Source organism: Paenibacillus sp. TCA20, assembly GCF_000732325.1.
Classification (GTDB): domain Bacteria; phylum Bacillota; class Bacilli; order Paenibacillales; family Paenibacillaceae; genus Paenibacillus; species Paenibacillus urinalis.
Window position 1 is genome coordinate 44317 of record NZ_BBIW01000010.1, and the last position, 22556, is coordinate 66872.

Below are 22556 nucleotides of genomic sequence, written 5' to 3' on the forward strand. Positions count from 1 at the left end.
CCTAACCTCCAACAGTTACAAGACCCTGAGAAGATTTTTTTCTTTCCTTGATCATGTTTTCCATTGCAAGCTTGCTTATGTTCTTTGATGAGGCGGTTGACTTGCCGCCATCAATAACTGTATTGGCCATCGATGATTTACGCTCGAGAATATTCAGCAGATGCTCGTCGTATCCGTTATTCATGATCAAATAATAGATGTTGATGTTGCTAAACTTATTGCCTGTGCGATCAATGCGGCCATTCCGCTGCTCAACTAAAGTAGGATCCCAAGGCAAGTCAGCATGAATCATATAGTTGGCAACCTGCAAATTCAGTCCAGTGCTTCCAGCATCGGTACACACAATGGCCTTAATGTTCGGATTATTAACGAATTGCTCTTTAGCAAATTCCTTCGCGTTGTCATTCATCTTTCCATGGAATACCACCGATTGCTTGAGCTTGCTATGAATAAGCTCAGCCATACGAGCAAACTGAGTGAATATAACAACCTTAGACTTTGGCTCATCATAAAGCATTTGCTCATAGAACTGAACAATATGATCCACCTTTGGTGATTTAAGGTCTTTCTCGGACAAAGAGATATCCTTCAGTATGCCTTGCGCCATGGATGAATCGGACATTGTAAGAAGCTGCGGAGAATCACAAGCACTCAGCATAAATATTTGATAGCCTTGAGCTAATGCATCGTAATATTCCTTCGCCTCCTCTTTAGACATGCTTTTGCCGGCGATAAAATGATACTGATCCGGGCTAGAGGAAATCTTCTTAGCTGTCTCTTTAACTTCCATGTACTTATCCAGAAGATAATCATGAAGTTGTGCTTGCTTATCGGTCATATCAAGGAAGATTGGATCATCTGTAACTTTAGGCAATTGCTGTTGTACTTCTGGGTTCTCTTTCGTTCTCCGTATAAAGTAAGGCGCAATGCGATAATAAAGTTCTCCAAGCTCTTTGTAGCCTGTAATCCCATATCGCTTGCTATACTCGCAGTATCTTTCACGAAAAGCATACCAATCACCGAGTATATGTTCATTAACGAAGTAGAACAGACTCCACACCTCTTCTGCTTTACCCTGCATAGGTGTAGCAGTAGCAATAAACCGATGAGGAATATATTTTAGCTCATAAGTGGCGGAAGCTATCTGGCTTGGCTTGAGATCCAAAAAGGTATCTGTTACACCATTCTTTATTTTTTGAGCCTCATCTAATCCAACGGCATCAAAAGGAATACTAGTAATAAGTTTGCGAAGTTTTTCATCCCGCAGGATTTCATAGTTGATCACCAAATATTGTGTCTTCTTATGTGAAGCGAAGCCACGTATGAGCTTCTCTCTCTGCTTGGATGTGCCTGTTACTGGAATAGCTGGCTTACCCGTAAACTTCTCAATTTCCTTAGCCCATTGCCTCTTAAGAGAATTAAGTGTGACGATCAGTCCGCGCTTGCCACCACGTTCAAAAATTTTCTCAAAAGCGCCGATCAATTGCGGAGTCTTGCCAAGACCGCAACCATCAAAAACGGCAGCGGATCCTCGATCAAGAAGAAAGTTTGCACCCACTTTTTGATATGGATATAGCAACAGCTTAAATTTCTTGAACTCTGTTTCGGATTCCCATTGTAAGTGCTTCTGTACAATCTCGTCATAGATGTCTAATCCAGCAACGATTTCGTTAAGCGGGGTCATCCAGATAATCTGATTGTTAAAATTAAACAAAAGAGCACCAACATTGTCACGGGAGATCATCCACTCGCCAGTTTCCATGTTGAACGCACGTCCAGGCAAAGATCGAACTCTGGACAAAGTATATTCGAATGTATCTATGTTATCCAATATTTTAATATATACGTTATCGTATTGGCTGCGCACTTGTATCAAGAGGAAACCTCCCTTCTATCCTACATTATATCACGTTAACCCATTGTTCAATACTATTTTAAACAATTAGGCACTGCATGCAAGGCCCGATTTTAAATAATCATCGGAACCCTGAGTTGCAATGTCTAGTTAGAAAATTTGCTTTCCTGCAGAATCAACCGGAGCACCCCACTGCATAGACTGCGCCTGAAAGCTATTTGGGGATGCAGAGCCTTGTGGTTGAGCCTGTGGCGCTTGCGAAGACGACTGCTGACCAAAGAGTGGTTGAGCTGCAAAAGGATGCTGAGCGCTAAAAGCAGGAGGCTGAGAGCCGAATGTTTGGGATCCAAAGCCAAAAGATTGATGCTGAGACCGCTGATTCGATTGCTGATTCACAATTTGAAGAGCTTTTTCCATTGCAATTTCTATAATGGTTTGCTCTTGAATGTAGGCAAGTGCCTTGTACTTATTTCGAACATCCTGCACGTATTCGAATGGGGACACATCCGGATGAACAAACGAAGTATTCGGAAGATTTCCTTGTTGTGCTATCGTCTTAATGTAAGGCGTTACTTGTCCATTAGCCCTATCTTGGTGAACCTGAAGCATGCGTCGTTTTTTCGGTGTGAGTGAAGCATTTTCTTCAGTAAATACATCTGTATTGCGATCCCAATGGTCCTCCATGCCGATTAAATAGCGACTACCTGGTGCTTTGTTGCTATCCACTACTCGAAAATTGATGTTAAGCATATGTAGAGGAGATTTATCATGAGTAATTGTGAGTGAAATGGATACACTATTTTCATACTCTACTGCTGAGAACCGAGCGCCATGCAGTTCATAAGTGGCACGCTTGCGATTATTCCCTCCGATTTCAACCGAATCGCCATTCAGGAAGCGTTGATCAATGCCCATGATAGCCTGGTATAATGAACCGAAATTAGCAATTCGAAGTGTCGTAAAGGCTTCTCTTCCGTCATATAAGCGCTCAGGACCATTGGTATTCAGTAGTTTTGGGTAATACGTCAATGACCATCCTTTTGTAATGGATCCTTCAGCGATATCTTGCACCATTACAGGATAAGTGCCATTTCCAGTCATCATGCCGACTTCAACAGAAATTGCGTTTTGAATATCATTTTTGATTTTATCTAACATTAAAATTTCCTCCGATTGTTTTTAGGATTAGGTAGTTTTACTTGAGTCTTCCAAAAGTGATTGATCAGGGCAAATAAAATAACAGCGGGCAGTAGCCAAAACTGCCCTATAAGAACAAAGAAACCGAAAATGAAATACCAAATCATAGAGCCACTTCTTCCTTGATTCGATCGTAATGCAATACATTATGTGCTCTTCTTTCCTCCTGCAGAGCCAAATCATCAATAATAGCAAGCTTTGACATCGTCCACATAGCAAGAAGCGTGCTCTTAGAAGCGATCTGAGCTTCTACTTGATCAGAAAGCTCTTCTGAGGCAGCGCGAAGCGCCTCATATCTTTGCATTGGCGCAAGGGGCTTAACCGCCTCTGTTATAGCATTTAAGGTACCTGCATTGACAATTTTATTAACGATATTGATAAGCATAAAAATTCCCTCCGTAAATTTAATTCTAAAAAGCCATAGGAGCGTAAGCGACAATCAGCGCGCGAGACTTTCAGCCAAATAAAGCAGTGATGTTTTCGCAGGAGCTACATAGCTTCCAAGCTTCTCTTTTATATAATTGTAATACGTTACTTTTAGGGATGAATCACTGCTGAAACCGCCATCTATAAGCCCTCGTATGAATTGATCCGTCTCTAATTCGGTCTTAAATTCGTACTCCTTCTCCGGATTTTCACTATCTAATAGTTGCACAGTGATACGCCTTGCAATATCACCACATATATCCTTTTCTACCTCAGTATATAATTCTTCGATAATCTGATTTAATTGCCAATATTTCTTCCAACCGCCTACCTCAACATGGTAGCCGGAACATTCCATTGGCGTCTTATCTAGCTGATCTGCAAGCTTTAAGGCTTCAGAGTAATTAGAGTTACCAAAATCTATTGTTACAGTCTCGTTACATTTTAGGCATGTTGTTTTGACTTGTCTTCCCATTGAATTTCTTCCTCCTCTATAATGATTTCCTCAATACTTTGTCTTCGAAGATCCCATCTAATATAAAATGCAAATAAAGCGACAAGAGCTAAGATTATTAGGATTCCGAAGGGTTCCAGTAAAATAGCTAAAGTCGCAAGGAAAGCACCTATTAATATGCAAACCAGTAATCTGTCTGCAATGAAATCTAATCCAGGACCAACAACATCCATAAATGATCTTTTCATTAGACAACCGCCCTTACAATCGGATTCTGAATATAAGCAAACGCGATCGTAAAAGGAATGTTTGCAGGCTTATTTGTCTTAAGATCGATAACATTCTTAAAAGTACAGAATGTATAGCTTGTGTCTTCTACTACACCCAAATAGAGCTTTCCAAAATAAATAAACTCAACACGAGCATTAATTCTTGCCCATCCTGGACGATTCTTGTCTTGTGGCAGCATATTGCCCTCCTTCTTATGAAACCGCCATTGCTGTTTCATATATCGTTTGTTTTGCTTTCATTGCATATTCACTTGAAATATGAATAGCTTCGATATTATTCTCAGGAGCTGGACTGTCGGCCATATAATGGACTTTATAGCTTATAGTCTTTGACTCCAAAAGAGCATGAATTTGACGCCATAAATCCTCATGTTTGAGCTGATCGCCATTAGCTTTCTTGAAATCATTTTTAGCCCATTGATGAATCAGCTTATTTAGCCCCGCACTGACTTGCGGAATGCCGGTATAGATATGGACAAAGGCTTTTTTCTTTATTTCTTTAAGTCCTTCAAGAACTGCTTTAAGCGTCATTCGAGTTACAGTTGTATCCTTGCCATAGCCACCAAGAGTTTTTTTATAATGCTGGCCACCCATAGCAGAATGAAGCATGACACAATAGCCTCCATCCTTATTGGTGTTAGCAGTACCGGATACCCACATTTCAATGCGCAAACAGTCAAATTCTTTCTTTCCTTTTGTGCCACTCATCTTAAGCGACCTCCTATATAAAATAATGATATTTGCTGAAACATTTGATAAATCAAAATATTTGAATCACCAAATCTATCAACAAATTGCCTGATTTTGCATTCTTAATATGACATATTTCATACTACATATGATTTGAGTGCTCAAGAAATAGAAAAAGACCCACATCATATGATATGAGTCTAAATCGTATTTCATATATAGTATTTAGTAGAGTGGAGCATCATTTTTTCCGAAAAAGATGATATAAATCTTTGACATGATCTGGAAGCTGGTCGAAGATTTCCTTGGGCATATCATCAATGTTTCCACCAAATACATTGACATAGCTGCTTAATTCAGGTTTTTGGAATGGGTCAAAGCTCTCTTCTTTGTTAGAAGGTGAAGGCATTTTTTTAAGCTCTTGGAATTTAGCCTTCTTAGCTTCCTTGATCTGCTCTTGAATGATTAATTTAAAAGTATCTCCAATACTATCGACAGTTGCTTCTTTCAAAGAAACTGAAATCTCATCAGCTTTAAGATTAAACTGACTTTCTTTATCTGAACCTTCTACTGGGTTAACGACATGGATAGATAGACCTTTGATTGTGATGTTAGCTTGCATGATTAAATTCCTCCAAAGTATGTTTTATTATTTAACTTCAAAAAGCCCCCGCAGTCGTTAGACTGCTTATTTGAAACGTCTAGTGCGACGATCCTCAAGTACATTACGAACGGCATTTCTATAGTTGGCACGGTTAAGCTTGGGATCCTTGGCTTCCCTCTTATTCGCTTGATGAACAGCTTCAGATCTTGCAATATGCTGATGTGTGGCCATCATATGTCCAAGAAGCAATCCACTCTTACCGTTAATTTGATAAGCCAGGGAATCAATAAGATAAAGATTCTCATCCACCAGACTCCACCTCCTTAATAAAGTCAGAAAGCTTCATTTTGTCATGGTCGGGTATCATCGTATAATTTACACCCTTCTCATGATACGCCAGTTCTCGACTCGTAGTACGAGAACCTGTCTGATCATAGACCTTGATCCAAAAATCGACACGATCACGCTCGACTACTGTCGCATTAAAGTCGAATCGAAGCGGGTAGAAAAACCCACGATCTTTGACTCTAAGTACATAAAGTAGAGGTATTTCGCCACTGTGTGAAGAAAACGAATCACCATGAAAGTAAGGGATAGAATAATAATATCCATCTTGATTAGAAACATCCATTCGATCCATTGGCTGCTCTTGAATATCAAAGAAATCTTCTGATACATATGTAGCGAATATTCCAAGACCAGCTTGGAATTTAACGTGGAAATCATGAGAAAGTTCAGGATAGCCCGAAGGGCGTGATCTCAGCCATTCTTTAAGGTTGTTATTCATACGACACCTTCTTTATTGTAATGTATTACACGAACCTGTAATCCTTTATTCTTAGCGATATTAATCATGCCTGCTGTTCCTTTGCTAATGCTATCCCAGAAGGCCACAAGAGCATCGCCATTATCGGCCATATCAGCATTTCGCCTATGTCCAGCAGAACGATCAACAGGACCTCTCGGACCCCTAGGGCGCCAATTAGGGATGTATGTATCTATAAAGTATCCTCTTTCATTGGCATATCGCTCTCCTAGCATGTCTGCACCTATAGCATTTCCTGAAACAATCACGATGTTCTTCTTGTGTTGCAAGAGATGATCCAAATGTCTGCTAAGCAGTGCGTAATCATCGAAGTCGCGTGACCCGGCTACAACAAGTCTGAAGTATTCATCCACTTCAATAACATCCACGATAGATATGGCCGAATCATCCAGATTCCACATCTTCTCTACGTCTAATGGATCCTTGCAGTACTGCACTTTAAGTTCGCTATAGTTGGTGTCGTCTCTGTATTGTACAAGATACATCGAAAAATGTCTCCTCAATTCATATATTTTTGTTGTATTGCCTTACATTTTAGTACAAAACGACGGATTTTGCGATAGTCACCGATTAAATGGCATGCTACATAGATACCAAGCACGATACCGAAAACAGTCAATTTAGTTAGCCTCCCTCCACTGGAATAGAACATTACACGAACAGTATGTGTACAATTTGTGAACGTTTTAGGATTGGGTGTATATACCCTATGTTTTCCGGTAATTCTTTATATATAGAAGCAAGCTTACTTAAGAATAGATAGATTACATTCAATTCAAGAGTTAGCTTACTTCTGATGTAGATAGAAAAATAAAAAGGTGGAGCAAAAACGGCAGCTACCTTTAATAGAATGAGCTATCGTATAGAATCGTCAGTTCATTCTATTGAGAGTAACATTCATTAGTAAGATACATAAATAATCGGCCTTCGGGAGAGGTCTGTCCAAATGAGGCAGAGCATAAAACCTTTAAAACCCTATGCAATGGTTTAGTTATCCCATATAGGGAAACGAATCTTTAGGAGTGAGCAGTCTCTAATGACAGCACCTCCTCTACTTTATTTTCGAGAGCCTGGCGATCACGGGAATAGAAAGTATACTTCCCTTTCACGAAAGGCTTAGGGCCTTCCTCGATAATGATATCTCCTTTACTCCGAGTAGCGACAACCAAAGCAAAGTTATTCTGAATAGGCTTCATAAAATATCTGATGATCTGTTTATTATCCATGATATGACACTCCTTTAAATATAGTATGGTACTGCTATACTCCCGAGTTGGGAGCCCGCGCTTGGCCAAAAGCCTATTTATAGTCGCCAAGCCGACTTAGAAAAAGAGGGATGCTGATTGTCTGATGCATTCTTGTTTGAGATGCTGATTTTTGACAAATAAGTCAACGAGCATTAATTTGAGTGCGCTTTCAGGAATATCTTTGATCTGTTCGGACACCCAATGAGTAAGCAAATTACTTTCAGTTTCGATATCAAATGAAGCATTCTCGATATAAGCGGACATATTATCAAGGTATTGTTTGGCTTGATCATCGGTCATTTTCTCTTGTGCGACAGCAGTTAACATTTTATTCGCTCCAATCTATTTGAGTTTGATATGCTTCTAAAGCTTGTTGTCGATACCAGTCGGCTGCTTTAAAGCTGATCGGCATCGGACGATAAATCTTGATGTTTAGTTCAGCACACTTTTGTTCGATCTCACCTAGGATTTGACGGCATTCGTCATCCTTATCTTGAAGATAGAATGTATCAGCTCTGATTAAATCAATACTGAGCTGGGCGGGGAGAGGGGTGCGCTGTAAACAATAGATGTGATCATCTAAGCTAGTGTAATTAAACATAATTAGTCTCCTTAGAAAGGGACGCATTCTAAACAGAAATGGTCATCTATGCATCCACATGGTTTGTATGTATGAATGTCTTGCTCATAGCCAGTCGGATCGAAATCCCAGTGCATCTGCTGGAACTCCGGATCGTCGAAAATAAATACATTTTTCATAAGTCTTCCTCCTAATAAAAAAGCCCGCTCCATTAAGGAACAGGCTTAGGTTTAATTTGTGGTTGATTCTAACTCGTTATAGTATTCATCAAACTCGTATTCAAACTTTCGATCTATTACTGTGCCTTCTTCATTAAAAACAACTAGCATAGGAACTCCGAGAAGATACTCGCGAATTTCAAAATCGAGTCCTCGCTGATAAAGCTCGCCACCTATCATACCAAGTATTAAATCGTAGGCGTTATTTATTCTTTCAATTTCCTTCTGAATCTTAGGATCTTTTGGCATCTACATATAATTCCTCCTTCTAGTAGTTTGCTAGAATTATACAATTGTGTTAAGCATATTAATAGTACTAATCAATAGTACGAAAACACGTCCTGATAAATGAAAGAGCCAAGCTTAATTACCTAATCGCATCGTATAAGTATTTAATATATCATATGAAATAGGAATTATATAATATATCATACGATATAACTGTTATCGCATATGATATAAGACTTAAATCATATGAAATATCTTATAAATCATATGAAATACTATTGAGCGGATTCAGATAGCTCCATTAGATAAGCCGAATAAATAAAGAACATCATAAGTATAATTGCTCCTATAACCTCAAACTTGCGCTTTAGCGGGATTTTAGGATTTCTGAGAGCGGGAATAGCGATGATAAAGCATAGGAAAAGAAACAGCTCGAATATGATAACAGCAATTGTATTATACGTCTGGTTTATATCTATGATTATAACCTCCAATCATATTCTGTTTCGCTGCTAGTACAGCTCATCAGTACGGTTTGATTACCGCAGACAGAATAGGGGAGAGGCCCCCCTTATTTTTGCATTGGTATACGAACGATCATACCTGGCTTAAGATCACCTGGATTATGTAAGTTGCTTTTATCAATCATATAGGCGACGATGGCACGTTTATCTGTATCAATGTCACTTTGCTCAGCAATACTCCAAAGTGTATCGCCAGAATCAACAACATAGTCAACATATGCAGGATCAGGCTGCCATGCAATAATGCCAATAGTAGTACAGAGAGTGATAAAGAATGCGATAGCAAGTGATTTAGTTTTCATAGGTAAAACCTCCAGTTTATGATTGAATAAGAAAAAGGACTGCTATATAGACAGTCCTCATAAAGCCCTTGCTATCGTTAGATAGCCTAGAAATGATATTGCTCACAAGAGATAATTTCATCCTCATGAAGAAGAAGATCAATGAGAAGAGTAGTCCCAGAAGCTAAATCGAAAGAGATAGCATAATCAAAGTGAAAGTTTTCACCTTCTCGTTTAGAAAAAGACGCCTGAATGTTTCTTTCTTTGGTGTCCTTGATGTTGTATAGTCGTCCTGGAATCATGAGAACTTTGTTTACTGGGTGTAGAATAGGTGGTTGCATGTAGAAAATCTCCTTTGAATTAGAAATAAAAAAGACTGCCTAAGTGGCAGCCGAAGGTAAAACTATTCATCCATCTCGCCAATATCGACAGTTACTGTTGATATCTCATATCGATATATTGGAACGCTTAATAATTTATAATTAAATTTGGCAGGCGAGTCTGGAAATGCTCTGAACATATTGCGCTTCTCGAAAATAACAATCTCATCATCACCATTATCTTTTCTGGTCAAAACAATATAATCCAGGCGATCTATGATGTCATATTCTATGAATGGAATGAGCTTATTTACAACTTCTTCGAAATACTTATGAATTGGATCAACAGTTATTACAGTAGCTCCATCGTGGGAAGTTAGACCATGATTTAGGTATTCATCAATCAAGTCATGCAGGAAATAATCTAAATCTAAATTGCTTACTGTCAAAAGAATCCGTCCCCTCAAAATAGAATAATTTACCTTTAAAACAATAGCATAGAATCATTCTGATTGGCAGTGCTAATCCAACCGCATTGATCCTCAAAATGAATAAGCTCAGCTTGATCAATTACGGATCCATCAAGAGTATGAAATTCTCGAGAACGGTAAGGATTATATCTTACTTGAACATTAAGATCTGCAGACTTGTCTGAATCAATAGCAACAAGAGTTCCGGAGAAGACAGCACAAACAGCTCGTTGTTTCTTCTCTTGAATAGAATCATATTTGCTCTGAATAATACGAGAACGAGCCGACCTAATGGTGACTCGCTCTGCATAAGCCAATACTTTATTATATGTAGGACTCTTAGGCTGACGATCAAGAATACTGAATACACCTTTCTTATTCAGATTCACATAAACGTCAACACGCTGTCCTATAATTGGATTCCCATTTCGTATTTCCAATATCATATGCTCCTTTACTATACGGCAGCGCTGATAAGCGCAGAGTCCACACGAATGATTGATTCATAAGAAAACTGGCAATTCACATCGAAAGTAATCTCACCTTCAGCAGTACGCTTTTCAGCATTATTCATGCGGACAACATAAGGGAGGTTAGGGTCGATAAAACATTCACCAGTATATTGAGTTCCATTGATAACAGTAACCGTGTTGATCTTGCCAGGGGAGAGAAGACTATCATAGCGGCGATCATAACCAAACATTAAATCCATTCGACCACGTCCTTGTATGAAATAAAAAAGCTCACCTATTGGCGAGCTTTAATCGTTGCTTGTATTCGTTTATTAATTTCTTTTCTATTTCTGATAAAGGCACTGACATTAGAAGTGTCAACTCCAGGCAATGTTTGTTCAACATAATGACCGTTAGTGTGTCGATCAGCGGCTTTTTCTAATTCTTTGAAGCGTCGATCAAGTATTTCTTTGTCCATGTTAATCACCTCTCTTATAAGTATACATTAACCAAATGCTGAGCGGTAGTCTCAGATACAATCATATCTTGGCCACTTATAGGAACCGCACCTAAAGATGAGAAATAATTGACCAGTTTAGTCTTAGCTTTCAGGCCAATAAAACCTTCGTGACCTAGTTCCATGCTTCGTTTACAGCAAAATGCAAATAAATGAGCTCCAATATGAGAAAACTGTTTATTAATCGGATCCCTATTACGGGGTGAGCTTTCGATTAAAAGCATAAAAACATGATCTTCTTTCTTTTCCAGTGCAATGGCGCCTTGTATTGTACCACTAGGATCACCTGTAACAACCATTTTATACACTTCTACTTTAGGAGCGTTAAAATAAATATTCCAGTCAAAAGAAGGCTCCCATCCAGTTTTATTCATAAATTTGACATCTGCTTTGGTTAAAGGAAGGAAGGATACGGGATATTCTTCACCATTTCTATGTAGAATCATTTTGCTAAAAGAACTCCTTTCATAAGCGGAAAATGCGGTTCTTTGATCATATTAGCATAATAAATATGCTTAATGATTTATTTCACTAATTAAATTATTAATGTAATGAAATAAATAATGAACATAATAAAAGCCGCCCAATAACGAGCGGCAATGAAACACATTACATAGAAAAAGATAATCTAGGCGGCATCATATAATGGACGCCTACACGTAAAGCCATCTTAGCTTTATCTATATCCTTATAGTATCCAGATATGCGATCGTGGTGAAGGCAGACATCAAGTTCAAAATCATAAGAGTCATAGCCAATATAATATCCTGCGGCTGAGTGCATAATCTTTTCAGGGGAGACGAGATTACCATAAACATCAAAGTTGTAACGGTATGTATTATCTAAGTATTCAAACAGTAAAGATTTAGCTTTAGTAACTGAATAGTCAGGCTCATAAATAAAGATGCCTTCTGATTCAAGTATGTCCATCAAAAGACTGCGGGAGATATTCTGAGCGGCAGGGTAGAGAGGTAAAATAGAATCTAAAAGTTCTACAACTTGCATAGTATTCATATGTATAGTCTCCAATCTAGTTAAAATGTAATGCGTTAAATTATATATCGGATAACATAATAATATCATAAAGACCTCGGAGCCGTTAGGCTCCTACAAGGCACCGACATAGTTGTAGTAATCGCCTTCAGAAGCAAAGGCGCCACCAAATGGACCGTCATTCTCATCATCGCATGGTGTGCCAAACTGAGAGATATATTCATGACCATCAGCATACCAAGCGCGAAGACCAAGCATGTATAAATCGTTATTAACCACAAAGCCGCCAAACTCATCATCAAGCTCTTGTTTTAAAGCAGGATTAGCATCTGGATAGTATTTCAAATCAATTTCAGGCTTGCTGATAACCGGTACGATAAGAGCAGGATCATAGCCTTGATCACGCATCTTGTTGATGATGTCATTACAGCATGCTTCTGCCCACATCTCAATACGAAGATCAGAAGAGCTGAAGCACTCAGGATTGTGTGAAGATGCTTTGTAGCCATAAAACATCATAGAAATCACATGTTCAAAGTTTTCGTTATGTATACGCATTATAAATAGCCTCCATATGTATAAATTCAAAAAGCCCCCGAAGCCGTTAGGCTTCCGAGAGCGATAGTTAATTGATTGCTATAAAGAATGCGAAAGCTCAATATCATTTGGCGCCGTTCCGAAGGATCGGCAAAAGAAAATTAAAGATCAAATAGGCGATTATCACTATATAAGATACCTAGCTCTTTATCGCTATGGTATAGCTTCTTACCATACTCATAGCCAAGCTTATACTGAGGATCCTCAGTATATACGCTAGGGTAGAGGGAGACATAGCCATAGCAATAATGATAAGCATCAACTACACCATTATAATACTCCTTAGTATTCTCCTTATAAGCAGACATCAGCTCCATCATGGCCCACTCCAAAATGGTGGATACATAATACCTACTATGTCAAACTCTCGAATATAGTGTTGATTAGAAGTACTCTCATCGTGAATCACAATGTATTTAGAAATTAAATCTTCGTTAACCTCCTGAATAACGCCAGTTGCATAGGATCTGGATATCGTCTTATTATCTAAATCTACGTCATGATAATGTATCACACGTACAAAATCACCTATATAGAAGTCGGCATCTTGAAATGTAATGCGATTCATTATAGGGGGAGAAAAGGTAAAACCAGTATTCTCTAAATAGACATTCATTAATTCCATCAGGCGCCTCCATGAAGTTTGACATTATAGATATTTCCTTCGTATAGAGATATATGTCCATGGTTGGATCGAGGACCATCATCCGGATCTCGATATATAATTCGAAACATCATACGTTCATGCTGTGAATCGTCATCCCTGTGCATATACTGAGCAATATACTTTATTCCAGGCCGGTCATAGTAGTATTCGAACTCATAGACTAAGCCTGGAACCATATCTTCTGGTTCTATATGTTTGCGTAGGCGATAACTAGTCATTAATTCCACTCCCAACACTCCTTTATGTTAGATAGTGGTATGGAACAAGAATTAACTTCATGAAGCATGTTATCTCGGCCATCAAAAGAGACAAGTGCAAATGTAAGAGTGATTCCATCTTCGGTGGCAGCCGCGATCATGCCCAGATAATAATCATTGCTATAGGTAACAAATACATATTCATCACCTATAGCATACTCAAGCATGGTTCTAAGGTAAGGAGCAATCAGTTCCATAGATTTCATACTCCTTTATAGAGTCAACATGTAATGACATTTCTGATGTTGACTTAATATTACGAGGATCATCACATAAAGATATGTCTACCATGCCAAGCTTTAAAAAGTTGCGGTCTAGGGAAACTACAGTTCCGAGCAACTGATCACCGTTGTTTAGTAACTTATAGTCACATCCTATATGAAGCAACGATTTAATATACGATGAAATGAGCTCCACGATCAATCACTCTCCATATAAATACTTAATTGATCTATCTCGTCTGGTGCAAACATCATCCCTATTCTGCAGTACTGATTATTGATAGTATACGTGTGAAAGATCAAAACTTGAGAATCATGTCTATGCTTATGGAAAACAGCAATATGATACTGACCTTCATAATAAAAAGAATAGGTATTGCCAGGGATAAGCTGATGCGCAGCAACAATAGTTCGTTCAAAGTAAGGAGACATAAGCTCCATTATATACACCTCATTAGCGCTCTTTTACACTACCAGGATCCGCTCTGCGCAGGATCTCATCATAGACAGCGTATGCATATTCCCAGTCTTCGAATTTCTTATCATATATAGAGATGGTTTCCCATCCTCGCCAGCCACCAACATCACTCCAATAGTCTTTTGAAACAATGATTCGAGCCGGTTTAGGGAGAATATCCCCAGTCCTTTGAATCTGAGAGTAATGCTTAACGCTATCTTTAGTGAAAAAATGTCTCTTTATAGGCTTAGCACCCATAGCAATACCTCCTATAGGTGCCTTCTTGTAGCATGACCAGCTTCAATAAGTTTATTAAGATAGCGTAGCTGCTGCGCTGCATAGTATGGATCATCACTATCACTAAGCCTATTCTTTATATCTTGCAGGGCAATCAGCGGGAAATCATATTCACCAATCAGCTTATTTATCTCAGCTGATACATACTCATGAGTAATCTCTTGACTCATATTATCTTCCTTTCTTAATAAGATTATCAAGCTCTCTACTGATATTATCGAGAGCTTGGCTTTCTCTGGTCTGAGCATCATGTATGCGCTTAGTTGATCGGCGTATAGATAGAATATTGATTACGGCAATGGCCGCAATGGCAATAGATATTACAGATATAACAGTCGAGACCCAGAGTATAGGGCTCATAAGCATCAACTCCAATGCATAGGGTTTTAAAAGGTTTTAGCGCCGTTCCGTAAGGATCGGCAAAAAGAAAAAATCCAAGCCGCATACCATTAATACTATAGCTCACTATATAAACAGTATACAGCATAAGCATACATAGAAGATAAGACTATAGATCAAGTAGAGGAACATTCCTATTAGGAACAGATATCATCTCAGTACCGAAAGAGCCCATACGCAAAGATACAGCACCAACATCTATAAGCTTACGCATACGATACTCCAGTTCCTTCTCAGTAAGACCATGCTTCATATCATAATAGTTAGGATACATTTGAACTACAGTATAGAAAGGAACCTCCTCATTACCTGAGATATCTAACGTTTTAGTTATAGCATGCAGAGCCTCAAAGTTGCGATAACCTAATTGTTCATTAGTGTAATTCATATCAAATTCATTAACAGCATTGTTCATATCATTAATCCTCCTATAGATAATTAGAATATAAGCTGGGCGATCAATAAACCAGTGGTAACACCCAGCGCAAAGTAAACAACAACATCCCATTTAGTACGCATATATAAATCCTCCTTAAGATACAGCAGATACAGCATCATATCTCTTCATACCAAGCTCAGTAGGAGAGAGTATATCATTCATATCTATAGTCTCTCTATATATAAAGCCGGCATCAATCAATACAACCAGTCTATACTGGAACTCCTTCTTGCCCATAGTATACTTCATATTCACACTATGGTAACTAGCATGTAGCATGCAGAGATTGCTACCAGAGATAGTTCTTCCAGTATGTAGTCTAAGCATATCCATGAGAAAAGCAAATACATCTAAGTTGCGATTACGTACTTCCTCTTTAGATAAACTATGATCGAATAAGCTACGTCCTTCAGTTAGCAATTTGTTGCTCATATAGATAGCCCCCTTGTTCAAGTTAAACATTCACAATGCCACAGGAGCGTTAGCGACCATCGTCTACACTATCTATTACATCGTCATACACTATAGAAGACTTAAGATAATCATACGCAGGATGAAGAAAATTTTCGGATGAGGGTTCACCACTTTCAGTCGCATATGATATACGAAATAGGTAATATAGCATTCGAAGTATGATATATGGCAGGATGTAGCTCTCTGTGATATAAGTCATCGTACATAAAGTAGCGTCACAATTGAGATTGCACACGATTCGGATAGGTGATAACAGCCATCGATAACGGCATGATCAGCATGCTCATATAGATCAGCTTACTGGCGGCGAAGCAGCTTCCTCCCCCACCGGGAGCTATATTCATATGATTCAGCTGTCTAGCTGTATTGCCGTAAGTTGCCGCCCATACATGTCCACTATAAGTATCTTGCCTTCGCGTCTAACGAGAGCATCCTACAAGTAGTATGATTCGTCATCTGCAAAGGGTAGGGCGTCTTAGAGAGGAAGCGTGGAGCTGTCGATGGCGTTAGCACCTACCCGAAGGGTGTGCTATAATAAAGCAGTAGCCGACATGCCTAGGAACATGCCGACTACGTGTATGGCTGTGGTGGCCTATTACATGCGTTCGATGCTGGAGATAGTCAGACTCATAGTTCTGCCTTTAGCTTCAGCATTGGACACACTAAGATTAAAGCATGTTGCGCCAGTCAAGAATCCAACTTGGTCTTGGTAGAAGTCACCTACATATACATTTCTGCTGCCTACTGGAACATAAGCAACATACGTATAGCTTTCAGTAACCTCGTTATACATATACTCCACTGTTACCATACCTGCATTCGCAATGACAGGTGCCATTCTCTCTCCATCAAATACACGACCGGTTGAATCAGCTCCAATACGGAAGTTTGCTTTGATATCAGATGCAGGGACAACATAAGGGTTCTTCACAATCTCACGATTAGAGATAGCAGCGCACAGCTCCAAGAATTGCTTCTTAGCCACGACCCAAGGGAAGCTGATCGAACGATTGTTATCTTGACCTCTCTCTGTGTATGTCACCATATATGCAACATAGCCGATATCCATAGAAGAGTAAGAGAACTCCAATGCAGCAAGTGCCATTTGACTCTTATACATAATCGCATCGCAATCGTCTCTATAGATACGCTCAATCTTCTCTTTAGCCATCGCCAGTGCAGGATCAGCCTCACCATACTTCAGCTCAGCAAGCTTGATGAACTCTTCATGTTTCTGACGAGCATTCTTGATGTCGCTTGTATAGATAGAACGAATGGAACGAATAGAGTTAGCGATTCTGTCATAGATAACTGGATCAATAACATACTCAGCTCTCAGGATATGAATCAGGTTGTTGTTCTCTACATCGTTCATGATCTCTTCGGACTTGTCGATTACATTCTCTTGTACGAATGCTTTCATGTGGTTATGCACACGGGACATTACAGAACCTGTGTCTACTCCACCCTCAGCACCTTTGTGATGTGCGAGCCATGCTTGCTTGATCCATTGACGCTTGGATTTAGGTGACTCTTGGAATCCTGCATATCTTGGAGGATTGTTGATGAACTCCAATTCAGCAGCCAATGCTTCCTCATATGCACCACCATGCTTAGCACGGTCAATCTCCCATCCTTGAGCCAGACGAATCAAGTCGATCATATCTTCCATACGAGCGATCTCTCTAATCAGCTCTTGTTTCTCAGCATCTGAACGTTCAGTCTTTTGACCAAACTCATTGGTATTCTCTGCATACATATATCCTACTTTACGTACAGCATCAGCAAGACGAGTAGCAATGTTAGTCAGTTGACCGATCTTGTTAGGAGTCAGTGTACGAATGACATACTCTTTGCTTAGCTCATGTACAGCTTGAATGAATGCATCATTATATTGATCGGCAGTGAACTTCACTTTGAATTGTCCATCGTGTGATACGCAAGGAGCATCAAATGCAAGCTTCTCATCAGATTCCATAGGGAACGGGCATCCAGAAGACCACTCACCATCTTTATCTACATGCAGGTCAAGCATAGCCAAGAACTTAGATTGACCATCTTTACCCATGATGCCATTAACGATAGCACGTACTTGTGTAATGAATGTTTCATCACCATCGTTATCAGCTCCGCCTTCAGCGAATGTATCCAAGTCATGGCAGCTCATTACACATACAGAGTTGAATGCGCCTTTAGCAGAAGCAGTCACATAGTTTTGTGGAGCTACACCATTCAAGATACGTCCTTCACCTTTAGCAATAGCAGGGTTACGGAAGGATGCAACAGGGCCCTCTACAAAGTGTTGGTTATCGCGTGCTGTCATGAATGTTTGGTGTGGCTTAAGACCAACGTGATCAGGGACAATCATATCTCCATTCTCATCTTCCACAGCTTGAAGCAATGCATATGGATCTTGAACCATGAAGCGATACTCGCCTTCTACAGGAATCGTACCAGCAACCCATTTGTCTACTTGCTGCCCCATCAGTCTCAGTGCTCTTGTTTGCATGTAAGCATCTTGGAATGTGAATGGAGCATAGTGCATGAAGTTAGCAAATACAGAAACAAGGGAGCGATCACGTAGAAACTCAGCTTGTGCAAGAGTCAGCTTGTTCAGCTTCTCCAAGTGAGCAACCCCTGCATACTTTTGAATCAGTGCAGGATTAGTAAGTACACTCTTAGCTTCATCCAGGCGTGGTTGAGCAACATCAATCATTTGCTCTGCTGTAATGCTGGATACATGTGCAAACTGATATGGAAGCTCTACATACTCAGACTTCATAGCAGGACGCTTAGCAAAGCGTGCAATACGCAGCTCAATACCAAAGTCAATCTTACCTTCGCTATCAGCAAGCAAACGGAAGTCACCTTTCACAGCAGACTTGAATGCAACGATATCTGCATCATAGTATTGACGCAAGCCTGGCACGAATACCATCAAGCCTTTAACGAATGGGGTGATACGTACTTGCCATGCATCGGAATCATTGCCAAACTCAGCCTTCAATGCCCAGTAGATCGACTCGGAAGCTAGAACCAAGCCATCGCCTACGCCAAGCTTCAGATAGTTCATAGGCAGGACTTCTTCTTTAGTCATGCGTCCTTCTTTCCATGTAGCTGTGAATGTACCATCAACCGCAGATACAGTGACTACACGGTTGTTATAGAATGCTTTGAACTTACCATTCTTGATCTTAGCAAAGCGATCATCGATTACTGCCATAGAGTGACGATCAGAGTTAACCAAGTATTCTCCTGCTCTCATGTTAGGCAGCTGGTCGATATGAGCATTAGGGAAGGTTACAACCTTAGATGGCACAGAGCTTGTACCAGACAGGCCTGGACGTTTCAGATACTTCGTGATATCCAGTGTATAGATACCCGTAGCCTTATCCAGTTTGCAATAAGACAGGAAGCTATGACCAAGCTTACGGAATGCTTGTGGAATCGTCATGAAGTCTTCTGCAATATAGATACCTTGCAATTGACGAGCTTGAGAACCTGTTTGAATAAAGAAGTTTGCTTTGTGTGTAACGCCATCCACTGAGTAATGGAATCCATTGCGGACGATCTCGATTTGCAAGTCTTTCATTTCTTGATTCTCTTGATCAGCGATATTCAAGTCGATATAAACAATGTGAGTCGCATCCAAGTGTAGATCGTTGCTATCTGTAGCTGGCATCAATTTACCGAATGCATCAGCAAGCTGAGATTGAGATTGATAGCTGACCTCCGCGTTGAGCACCACTTCACCAGCTTCGTTGCGGGAATGCTTCAATAGATCGACAGATACAGTACGTACACGCTTACGAGTAGGTGCAATCACCATAGCAGGAATCTCTGCACCTTTCTCTTCCATGAATGCACGGAAGAAGCGATATTGATTCTTAGGAACACCAGTAAGCTCCGGGTTCTCCATAACAGTACGGATATCCTTACCACTAGCGATAGCAGCTGTGATAGCCTCATAATTCTTTGTTTTAACGCCCAATCCTGGGAACTCAGCAATAGCATCCAATACTACAGAAGTAGACTTGTAATCAGACATTTGCGCCTCTAGTTTGTTACCTTTGATAGCTTTGTTGAAAAGACGGTTTACCTCAGCCAGTTGTTTGTTGATTTGTGCTTGTTTGTTGTTAGTCATTGTAGATTGCTCCTTTTTGTTTGTTTTAGTTTGTTTGTTGGACATAGGGACGGACGACATAGCTTTCTTTGAATCAGTTGACATAGAGTGATTCCTCCTTGGGGTTATATGTGCTGTACTTACATACAGCTCCCTATATAGGGGGGGGTTCATATAGAGGGGGGTCTATATAGGCCACCTATACAGGGAGCTATGTGTAAATAAATAAAAAGACCCCTGCATACTACACATGGGGGCGGCTGACCCGAACCATGCGTACTACACAGGGGCTGTATATGATAGAGTGCACCTACACACCCATATGCCCATATACATAGGCACAATATGGCTAACCATAGTACTGCTACCCATGCCACCATATAAGGTAGGGTAGAGGGTATAGCCTACATAGGGGATCATCCACCGTTATCGTGTACTCCCTATGCATCTACACCATGCCATGTCCATGACCTATTAGATCACGAACAAAGCAGCTGTATTGAGGTATGCATATGCAGATGCTACCCATACATAGTCAAGACCAATGCATGCCCAGTATGTAGCATATAGGGCGATCACAGGCAGGAAGCCAGCTATAAGGCTGGATACCATAGCGGATAGGATAGCTCTGCGCCAGTCCATAGCCTGCTTCTTACGCTTAGCAATAAGGAAGTGGATAGTGAGTATGGCTACCATGGCTACAGCAGCAGCTATCCACCCTGCACCTACTAGGGATGTGGTAGCCACGCCACCTACTACAGCAGAGCCTACTACAGTGGCAGTCTCCCACTTATGCTTACGAATAGCATTGCCTACAAAGGCTATGTCTTTCTTAAGTCCATTGTAGATGAAGCCTACTACCTTCTTAGTTGCATCCCATACAATACCAGCATACTTAGCAATCTTAGATGTCTTAGCTTCACTAGCATCAGCAGGAACATCAATGATGATAGGCTTACGCTTTGCTTCGAGATCTTTCTTGAATTGCATGTAAGTGTTGATAGAACCTTGAATTGTGTTAGTCATGATAGACTCCTTTCGTTGTTGCAGTTTTACGGGTTCACTGCCAACCCTAATGTGTTTGCTTATTGTTGGAGGGGGTGGGGCGTCGAACGTCACCATCAACCAACAATAAACAACTAGGTACCCCACGCAAAAATTTTTTTATAGAAAATTGCCCCCTATAGAAAATTTAATTGTTGTCAAATAAAATGTAACGCATTACAATTTGAGTATAGAAAATAAAAAAATAAAAAAGGAATGATTATCCATGTTAAAAGAAACATTCTTAATACACATATCAAAAGACGGCGGTTATATCAAAACAGAAGGACCATTCGAACAGTATCCTACAAATGGGCAGATTATGTTAGCTATTGAAAAACACGAAGGAGATAGCGGCACGATTGAAAAGTCATTTGATTTAATTAAAAAAGAAGAGAAGAAGTCGGACGATCTGCGAGAAGCTTTGAGGCCCATGATGCTCATGACGATCAAGAATAAATTACTTCACGCTGCCGAAAATCATAATTATATTTATGTCGATGAATATCTCAGACAAGTCGGAAAAACAACTGCTTTGATTGAGTTTGCTAAAGATATCGAAGGTATCGTTGTTGTAAGACACAGAAGTATTGCAGAGGCATTAAAAGAACAATCAAAATATGATCGCATTATGTCGGTTTTCGATGCAAGTGTGAAAGGGTTTGACCAAGATACTCCTGTTGTATTTGATGAAGGCGTGAACCCTGATATGCTAATAGGTTTAAACGTAGCAACGGGATTCGTAAACAAAAAATAATACAAACACGCATGTACTGAGGAGAGCTATGTAATGTCAAAAGAATGCGCGATTGAAGGATGCAACGAGCATGTTAGATCAACAGGGCTTTGTGCAAAACACTATCGGAGGAAATGGCTATACGGAGACCCAACATACGAGAAGCAAGATTATGATAGACCAAAGTCTTGCTCAGCATGTGGTATTAACAAAGTGAAAGCGCTCGGCCTCTGCCCTAATTGCTATGCAAAGAATCGAAGAAAAGAAATGGGATGTAATCAATACATGATCGGTGGCAAGTCCAATAACGATTGCGAATGTATTGAAGAGGGGTGCAGCAAACCAGCTCTAGCAAGAAAGCTATGCAGGAGGCATTATCTTAAAAAGCGCGCAGAAGAAGACGAACATAAATTGGAGGCAAGCAAATAATGAAAAAGCAAGGAAAGATTGTTGTGACGAAAGAAGTGCTCGAGCAAGCGCTTCATCTTAAGGAGGGAATCTCAATCATTGGGATTGAGATGGATTCAATAGATCGAAATACGTATGCGGTCTATGTTCAAGGAGATAGCTTGCAGACGGTGGGAGAAGCGCAACAATCTATAGTCTATCAGCAGGAAGACGTAATGAAATGAAAGCCATATGCGAATTTCCTCGTTGTGGAAAAGAAGTTATC

General features: G+C 39.9%; 37 protein-coding genes. 3 read left to right on the forward strand and 34 right to left on the reverse strand.

Annotated features, from left to right (window positions below):
• Position 1: 1 nt before the first annotated feature.
• The 34 genes from TCA2_RS18145 to TCA2_RS18325 form a co-directional block, all read right to left on the reverse strand.
• On the reverse strand, positions 2-1867 hold the full coding sequence (locus tag TCA2_RS18145; RefSeq protein ID WP_238546453.1) for a DEAD/DEAH box helicase: 1866 nt from the start codon (positions 1865-1867) through the stop codon (positions 2-4).
• 138 nt (positions 1868-2005) lie between these two features.
• Entirely contained in the window at positions 2006-3013 is a 1008-nt protein-coding gene (locus tag TCA2_RS18150; RefSeq protein WP_047913031.1) for a hypothetical protein, read from the reverse strand.
• 142 nt (positions 3014-3155) lie between these two features.
• Positions 3156-3437: a hypothetical protein gene (locus tag TCA2_RS18155; protein ID WP_047913032.1), complete on the reverse strand. Its 282-nt coding sequence runs from the start codon at positions 3435-3437 to the stop codon at positions 3156-3158.
• Positions 3438-3491: 54 nt separating this feature from the next.
• Complete coding sequence (locus TCA2_RS18160) at positions 3492-3953, reverse strand: hypothetical protein (RefSeq protein WP_047913033.1); 462 nt, start codon at positions 3951-3953, stop codon at positions 3492-3494.
• The gene (locus tag TCA2_RS18165; RefSeq protein ID WP_047913034.1) at positions 3923-4180 is read right to left on the reverse strand and encodes a hypothetical protein; all 258 of its coding nucleotides are present in this window, start codon (positions 4178-4180) and stop codon (positions 3923-3925) included. Before TCA2_RS18165 ends, TCA2_RS18160 begins: the two co-directional genes overlap by 31 nt.
• Positions 4180-4401: a hypothetical protein gene (locus tag TCA2_RS18170; RefSeq protein WP_047913035.1), complete on the reverse strand. Its 222-nt coding sequence runs from the start codon at positions 4399-4401 to the stop codon at positions 4180-4182. Before TCA2_RS18170 ends, TCA2_RS18165 begins: the two co-directional genes overlap by 1 nt.
• 13 nt (positions 4402-4414) lie before the next feature.
• Positions 4415-4930 carry an RNase H family protein gene (locus TCA2_RS18175; protein WP_047913036.1) on the reverse strand — a complete coding sequence of 172 codons (516 nt, stop codon included), beginning with the start codon at positions 4928-4930 and terminating at the stop codon, positions 4415-4417.
• 223 nt (positions 4931-5153) lie between these two features.
• Entirely contained in the window at positions 5154-5534 is a 381-nt protein-coding gene (locus TCA2_RS18180; RefSeq protein WP_047913037.1) for a hypothetical protein, read from the reverse strand.
• A 66-nt stretch (positions 5535-5600) separates the two neighbouring features.
• Entirely contained in the window at positions 5601-5825 is a 225-nt protein-coding gene (locus tag TCA2_RS18185; RefSeq protein WP_047913038.1) for a hypothetical protein, read from the reverse strand.
• Positions 5818-6303, reverse strand: a complete 486-nt coding sequence (locus tag TCA2_RS18190) for a hypothetical protein (RefSeq protein ID WP_047913039.1) — start codon at positions 6301-6303, stop codon at positions 5818-5820. The genes TCA2_RS18185 and TCA2_RS18190 overlap by 8 nt, the downstream gene beginning before the upstream one ends.
• Positions 6300-6827, reverse strand: coding sequence for a DUF2493 domain-containing protein (locus tag TCA2_RS18195; protein WP_238546448.1), 528 nt, complete (start codon positions 6825-6827; stop codon positions 6300-6302). Before TCA2_RS18195 ends, TCA2_RS18190 begins: the two co-directional genes overlap by 4 nt.
• A 531-nt stretch (positions 6828-7358) precedes the next feature.
• The gene (locus TCA2_RS18200) at positions 7359-7568 is read right to left on the reverse strand and encodes a hypothetical protein (RefSeq protein WP_047913040.1); all 210 of its coding nucleotides are present in this window, start codon (positions 7566-7568) and stop codon (positions 7359-7361) included.
• A 96-nt stretch (positions 7569-7664) separates the two neighbouring features.
• Positions 7665-7916, reverse strand: coding sequence for a hypothetical protein (locus TCA2_RS18205; protein WP_047913041.1), 252 nt, complete (start codon positions 7914-7916; stop codon positions 7665-7667).
• Between the two features lies 1 nt (position 7917).
• Positions 7918-8190 carry a hypothetical protein gene (locus TCA2_RS18210; protein WP_047913042.1) on the reverse strand — a complete coding sequence of 91 codons (273 nt, stop codon included), beginning with the start codon at positions 8188-8190 and terminating at the stop codon, positions 7918-7920.
• 209 nt (positions 8191-8399) lie between these two features.
• Positions 8400-8636, reverse strand: a complete 237-nt coding sequence (locus tag TCA2_RS18215; RefSeq protein WP_047913043.1) for a hypothetical protein — start codon at positions 8634-8636, stop codon at positions 8400-8402.
• A gap of 550 nt (positions 8637-9186) precedes the next feature.
• On the reverse strand, positions 9187-9441 hold the full coding sequence (locus TCA2_RS18225; RefSeq protein ID WP_047913045.1) for a LysM peptidoglycan-binding domain-containing protein: 255 nt from the start codon (positions 9439-9441) through the stop codon (positions 9187-9189).
• A gap of 86 nt (positions 9442-9527) precedes the next feature.
• The gene (locus tag TCA2_RS18230; protein WP_047913046.1) at positions 9528-9761 is read right to left on the reverse strand and encodes a hypothetical protein; all 234 of its coding nucleotides are present in this window, start codon (positions 9759-9761) and stop codon (positions 9528-9530) included.
• A gap of 62 nt (positions 9762-9823) precedes the next feature.
• Positions 9824-10189, reverse strand: a complete 366-nt coding sequence (locus tag TCA2_RS18235) for a hypothetical protein (RefSeq protein WP_047913047.1) — start codon at positions 10187-10189, stop codon at positions 9824-9826.
• 35 nt (positions 10190-10224) lie between these two features.
• Complete coding sequence (locus TCA2_RS18240; protein ID WP_047913048.1) at positions 10225-10650, reverse strand: hypothetical protein; 426 nt, start codon at positions 10648-10650, stop codon at positions 10225-10227.
• 17 nt (positions 10651-10667) lie between these two features.
• Positions 10668-10922 (reverse strand): hypothetical protein, encoded by a 255-nt coding sequence (locus tag TCA2_RS18245; protein ID WP_047913049.1) that lies wholly within the window; start codon positions 10920-10922, stop codon positions 10668-10670.
• A gap of 35 nt (positions 10923-10957) precedes the next feature.
• Positions 10958-11140: a hypothetical protein gene (locus tag TCA2_RS18250; protein WP_047913050.1), complete on the reverse strand. Its 183-nt coding sequence runs from the start codon at positions 11138-11140 to the stop codon at positions 10958-10960.
• Between the two features lie 14 nt (positions 11141-11154).
• Positions 11155-11625 (reverse strand): hypothetical protein, encoded by a 471-nt coding sequence (locus tag TCA2_RS18255; RefSeq protein WP_047913051.1) that lies wholly within the window; start codon positions 11623-11625, stop codon positions 11155-11157.
• A gap of 163 nt (positions 11626-11788) precedes the next feature.
• Complete coding sequence (locus TCA2_RS18260; RefSeq protein ID WP_047913052.1) at positions 11789-12193, reverse strand: hypothetical protein; 405 nt, start codon at positions 12191-12193, stop codon at positions 11789-11791.
• A gap of 93 nt (positions 12194-12286) precedes the next feature.
• Positions 12287-12730: a hypothetical protein gene (locus tag TCA2_RS18265; protein WP_047913053.1), complete on the reverse strand. Its 444-nt coding sequence runs from the start codon at positions 12728-12730 to the stop codon at positions 12287-12289.
• Positions 12731-12870: 140 nt separating this feature from the next.
• Entirely contained in the window at positions 12871-13089 is a 219-nt protein-coding gene (locus TCA2_RS18270; protein WP_152557792.1) for a hypothetical protein, read from the reverse strand.
• Positions 13086-13394, reverse strand: a complete 309-nt coding sequence (locus tag TCA2_RS18275; protein ID WP_047913055.1) for a hypothetical protein — start codon at positions 13392-13394, stop codon at positions 13086-13088. The genes TCA2_RS18270 and TCA2_RS18275 overlap by 4 nt, the downstream gene beginning before the upstream one ends.
• Positions 13394-13654 (reverse strand): hypothetical protein, encoded by a 261-nt coding sequence (locus TCA2_RS18280; RefSeq protein WP_047913056.1) that lies wholly within the window; start codon positions 13652-13654, stop codon positions 13394-13396. Before TCA2_RS18280 ends, TCA2_RS18275 begins: the two co-directional genes overlap by 1 nt.
• Complete coding sequence (locus TCA2_RS18285) at positions 13654-13890, reverse strand: hypothetical protein (protein ID WP_047913057.1); 237 nt, start codon at positions 13888-13890, stop codon at positions 13654-13656. Before TCA2_RS18285 ends, TCA2_RS18280 begins: the two co-directional genes overlap by 1 nt.
• A 478-nt stretch (positions 13891-14368) precedes the next feature.
• A complete protein-coding gene (locus tag TCA2_RS18295) occupies positions 14369-14629 on the reverse strand; it encodes a hypothetical protein (RefSeq protein ID WP_047913059.1) in 261 nt (86 codons plus the stop codon).
• An 11-nt stretch (positions 14630-14640) separates the two neighbouring features.
• Positions 14641-14838 carry a DUF6877 family protein gene (locus tag TCA2_RS18300; RefSeq protein ID WP_047913060.1) on the reverse strand — a complete coding sequence of 66 codons (198 nt, stop codon included), beginning with the start codon at positions 14836-14838 and terminating at the stop codon, positions 14641-14643.
• A 338-nt stretch (positions 14839-15176) separates the two neighbouring features.
• On the reverse strand, positions 15177-15482 hold the full coding sequence (locus TCA2_RS18310; RefSeq protein ID WP_047913062.1) for a hypothetical protein: 306 nt from the start codon (positions 15480-15482) through the stop codon (positions 15177-15179).
• A gap of 117 nt (positions 15483-15599) precedes the next feature.
• Entirely contained in the window at positions 15600-15938 is a 339-nt protein-coding gene (locus tag TCA2_RS18315; protein WP_047913063.1) for a hypothetical protein, read from the reverse strand.
• Positions 15939-16575: 637 nt separating this feature from the next.
• Positions 16576-20124: a hypothetical protein gene (locus TCA2_RS18320; RefSeq protein WP_152557793.1), complete on the reverse strand. Its 3549-nt coding sequence runs from the start codon at positions 20122-20124 to the stop codon at positions 16576-16578.
• Positions 20125-20577: 453 nt separating this feature from the next.
• Positions 20578-21129: a hypothetical protein gene (locus TCA2_RS18325; RefSeq protein ID WP_047913065.1), complete on the reverse strand. Its 552-nt coding sequence runs from the start codon at positions 21127-21129 to the stop codon at positions 20578-20580.
• Between the two features lie 244 nt (positions 21130-21373).
• Here TCA2_RS18325 and TCA2_RS18330 point away from each other — a divergent pair, with 244 nt between their 5' ends.
• The 3 genes from TCA2_RS18330 to TCA2_RS18340 are packed head-to-tail and all read left to right on the forward strand — an operon-like array spanning position 21374 to position 22515.
• Entirely contained in the window at positions 21374-21904 is a 531-nt protein-coding gene (locus TCA2_RS18330) for a hypothetical protein (RefSeq protein ID WP_047913066.1), read from the forward strand.
• 33 nt (positions 21905-21937) lie between these two features.
• The gene (locus tag TCA2_RS18335; protein ID WP_047913067.1) at positions 21938-22312 is read left to right on the forward strand and encodes a hypothetical protein; all 375 of its coding nucleotides are present in this window, start codon (positions 21938-21940) and stop codon (positions 22310-22312) included.
• Positions 22312-22515: a hypothetical protein gene (locus TCA2_RS18340; protein ID WP_047913068.1), complete on the forward strand. Its 204-nt coding sequence runs from the start codon at positions 22312-22314 to the stop codon at positions 22513-22515. The genes TCA2_RS18335 and TCA2_RS18340 overlap by 1 nt, the downstream gene beginning before the upstream one ends.
• The last annotated feature ends 41 nt before the right edge of the window (positions 22516-22556 follow it).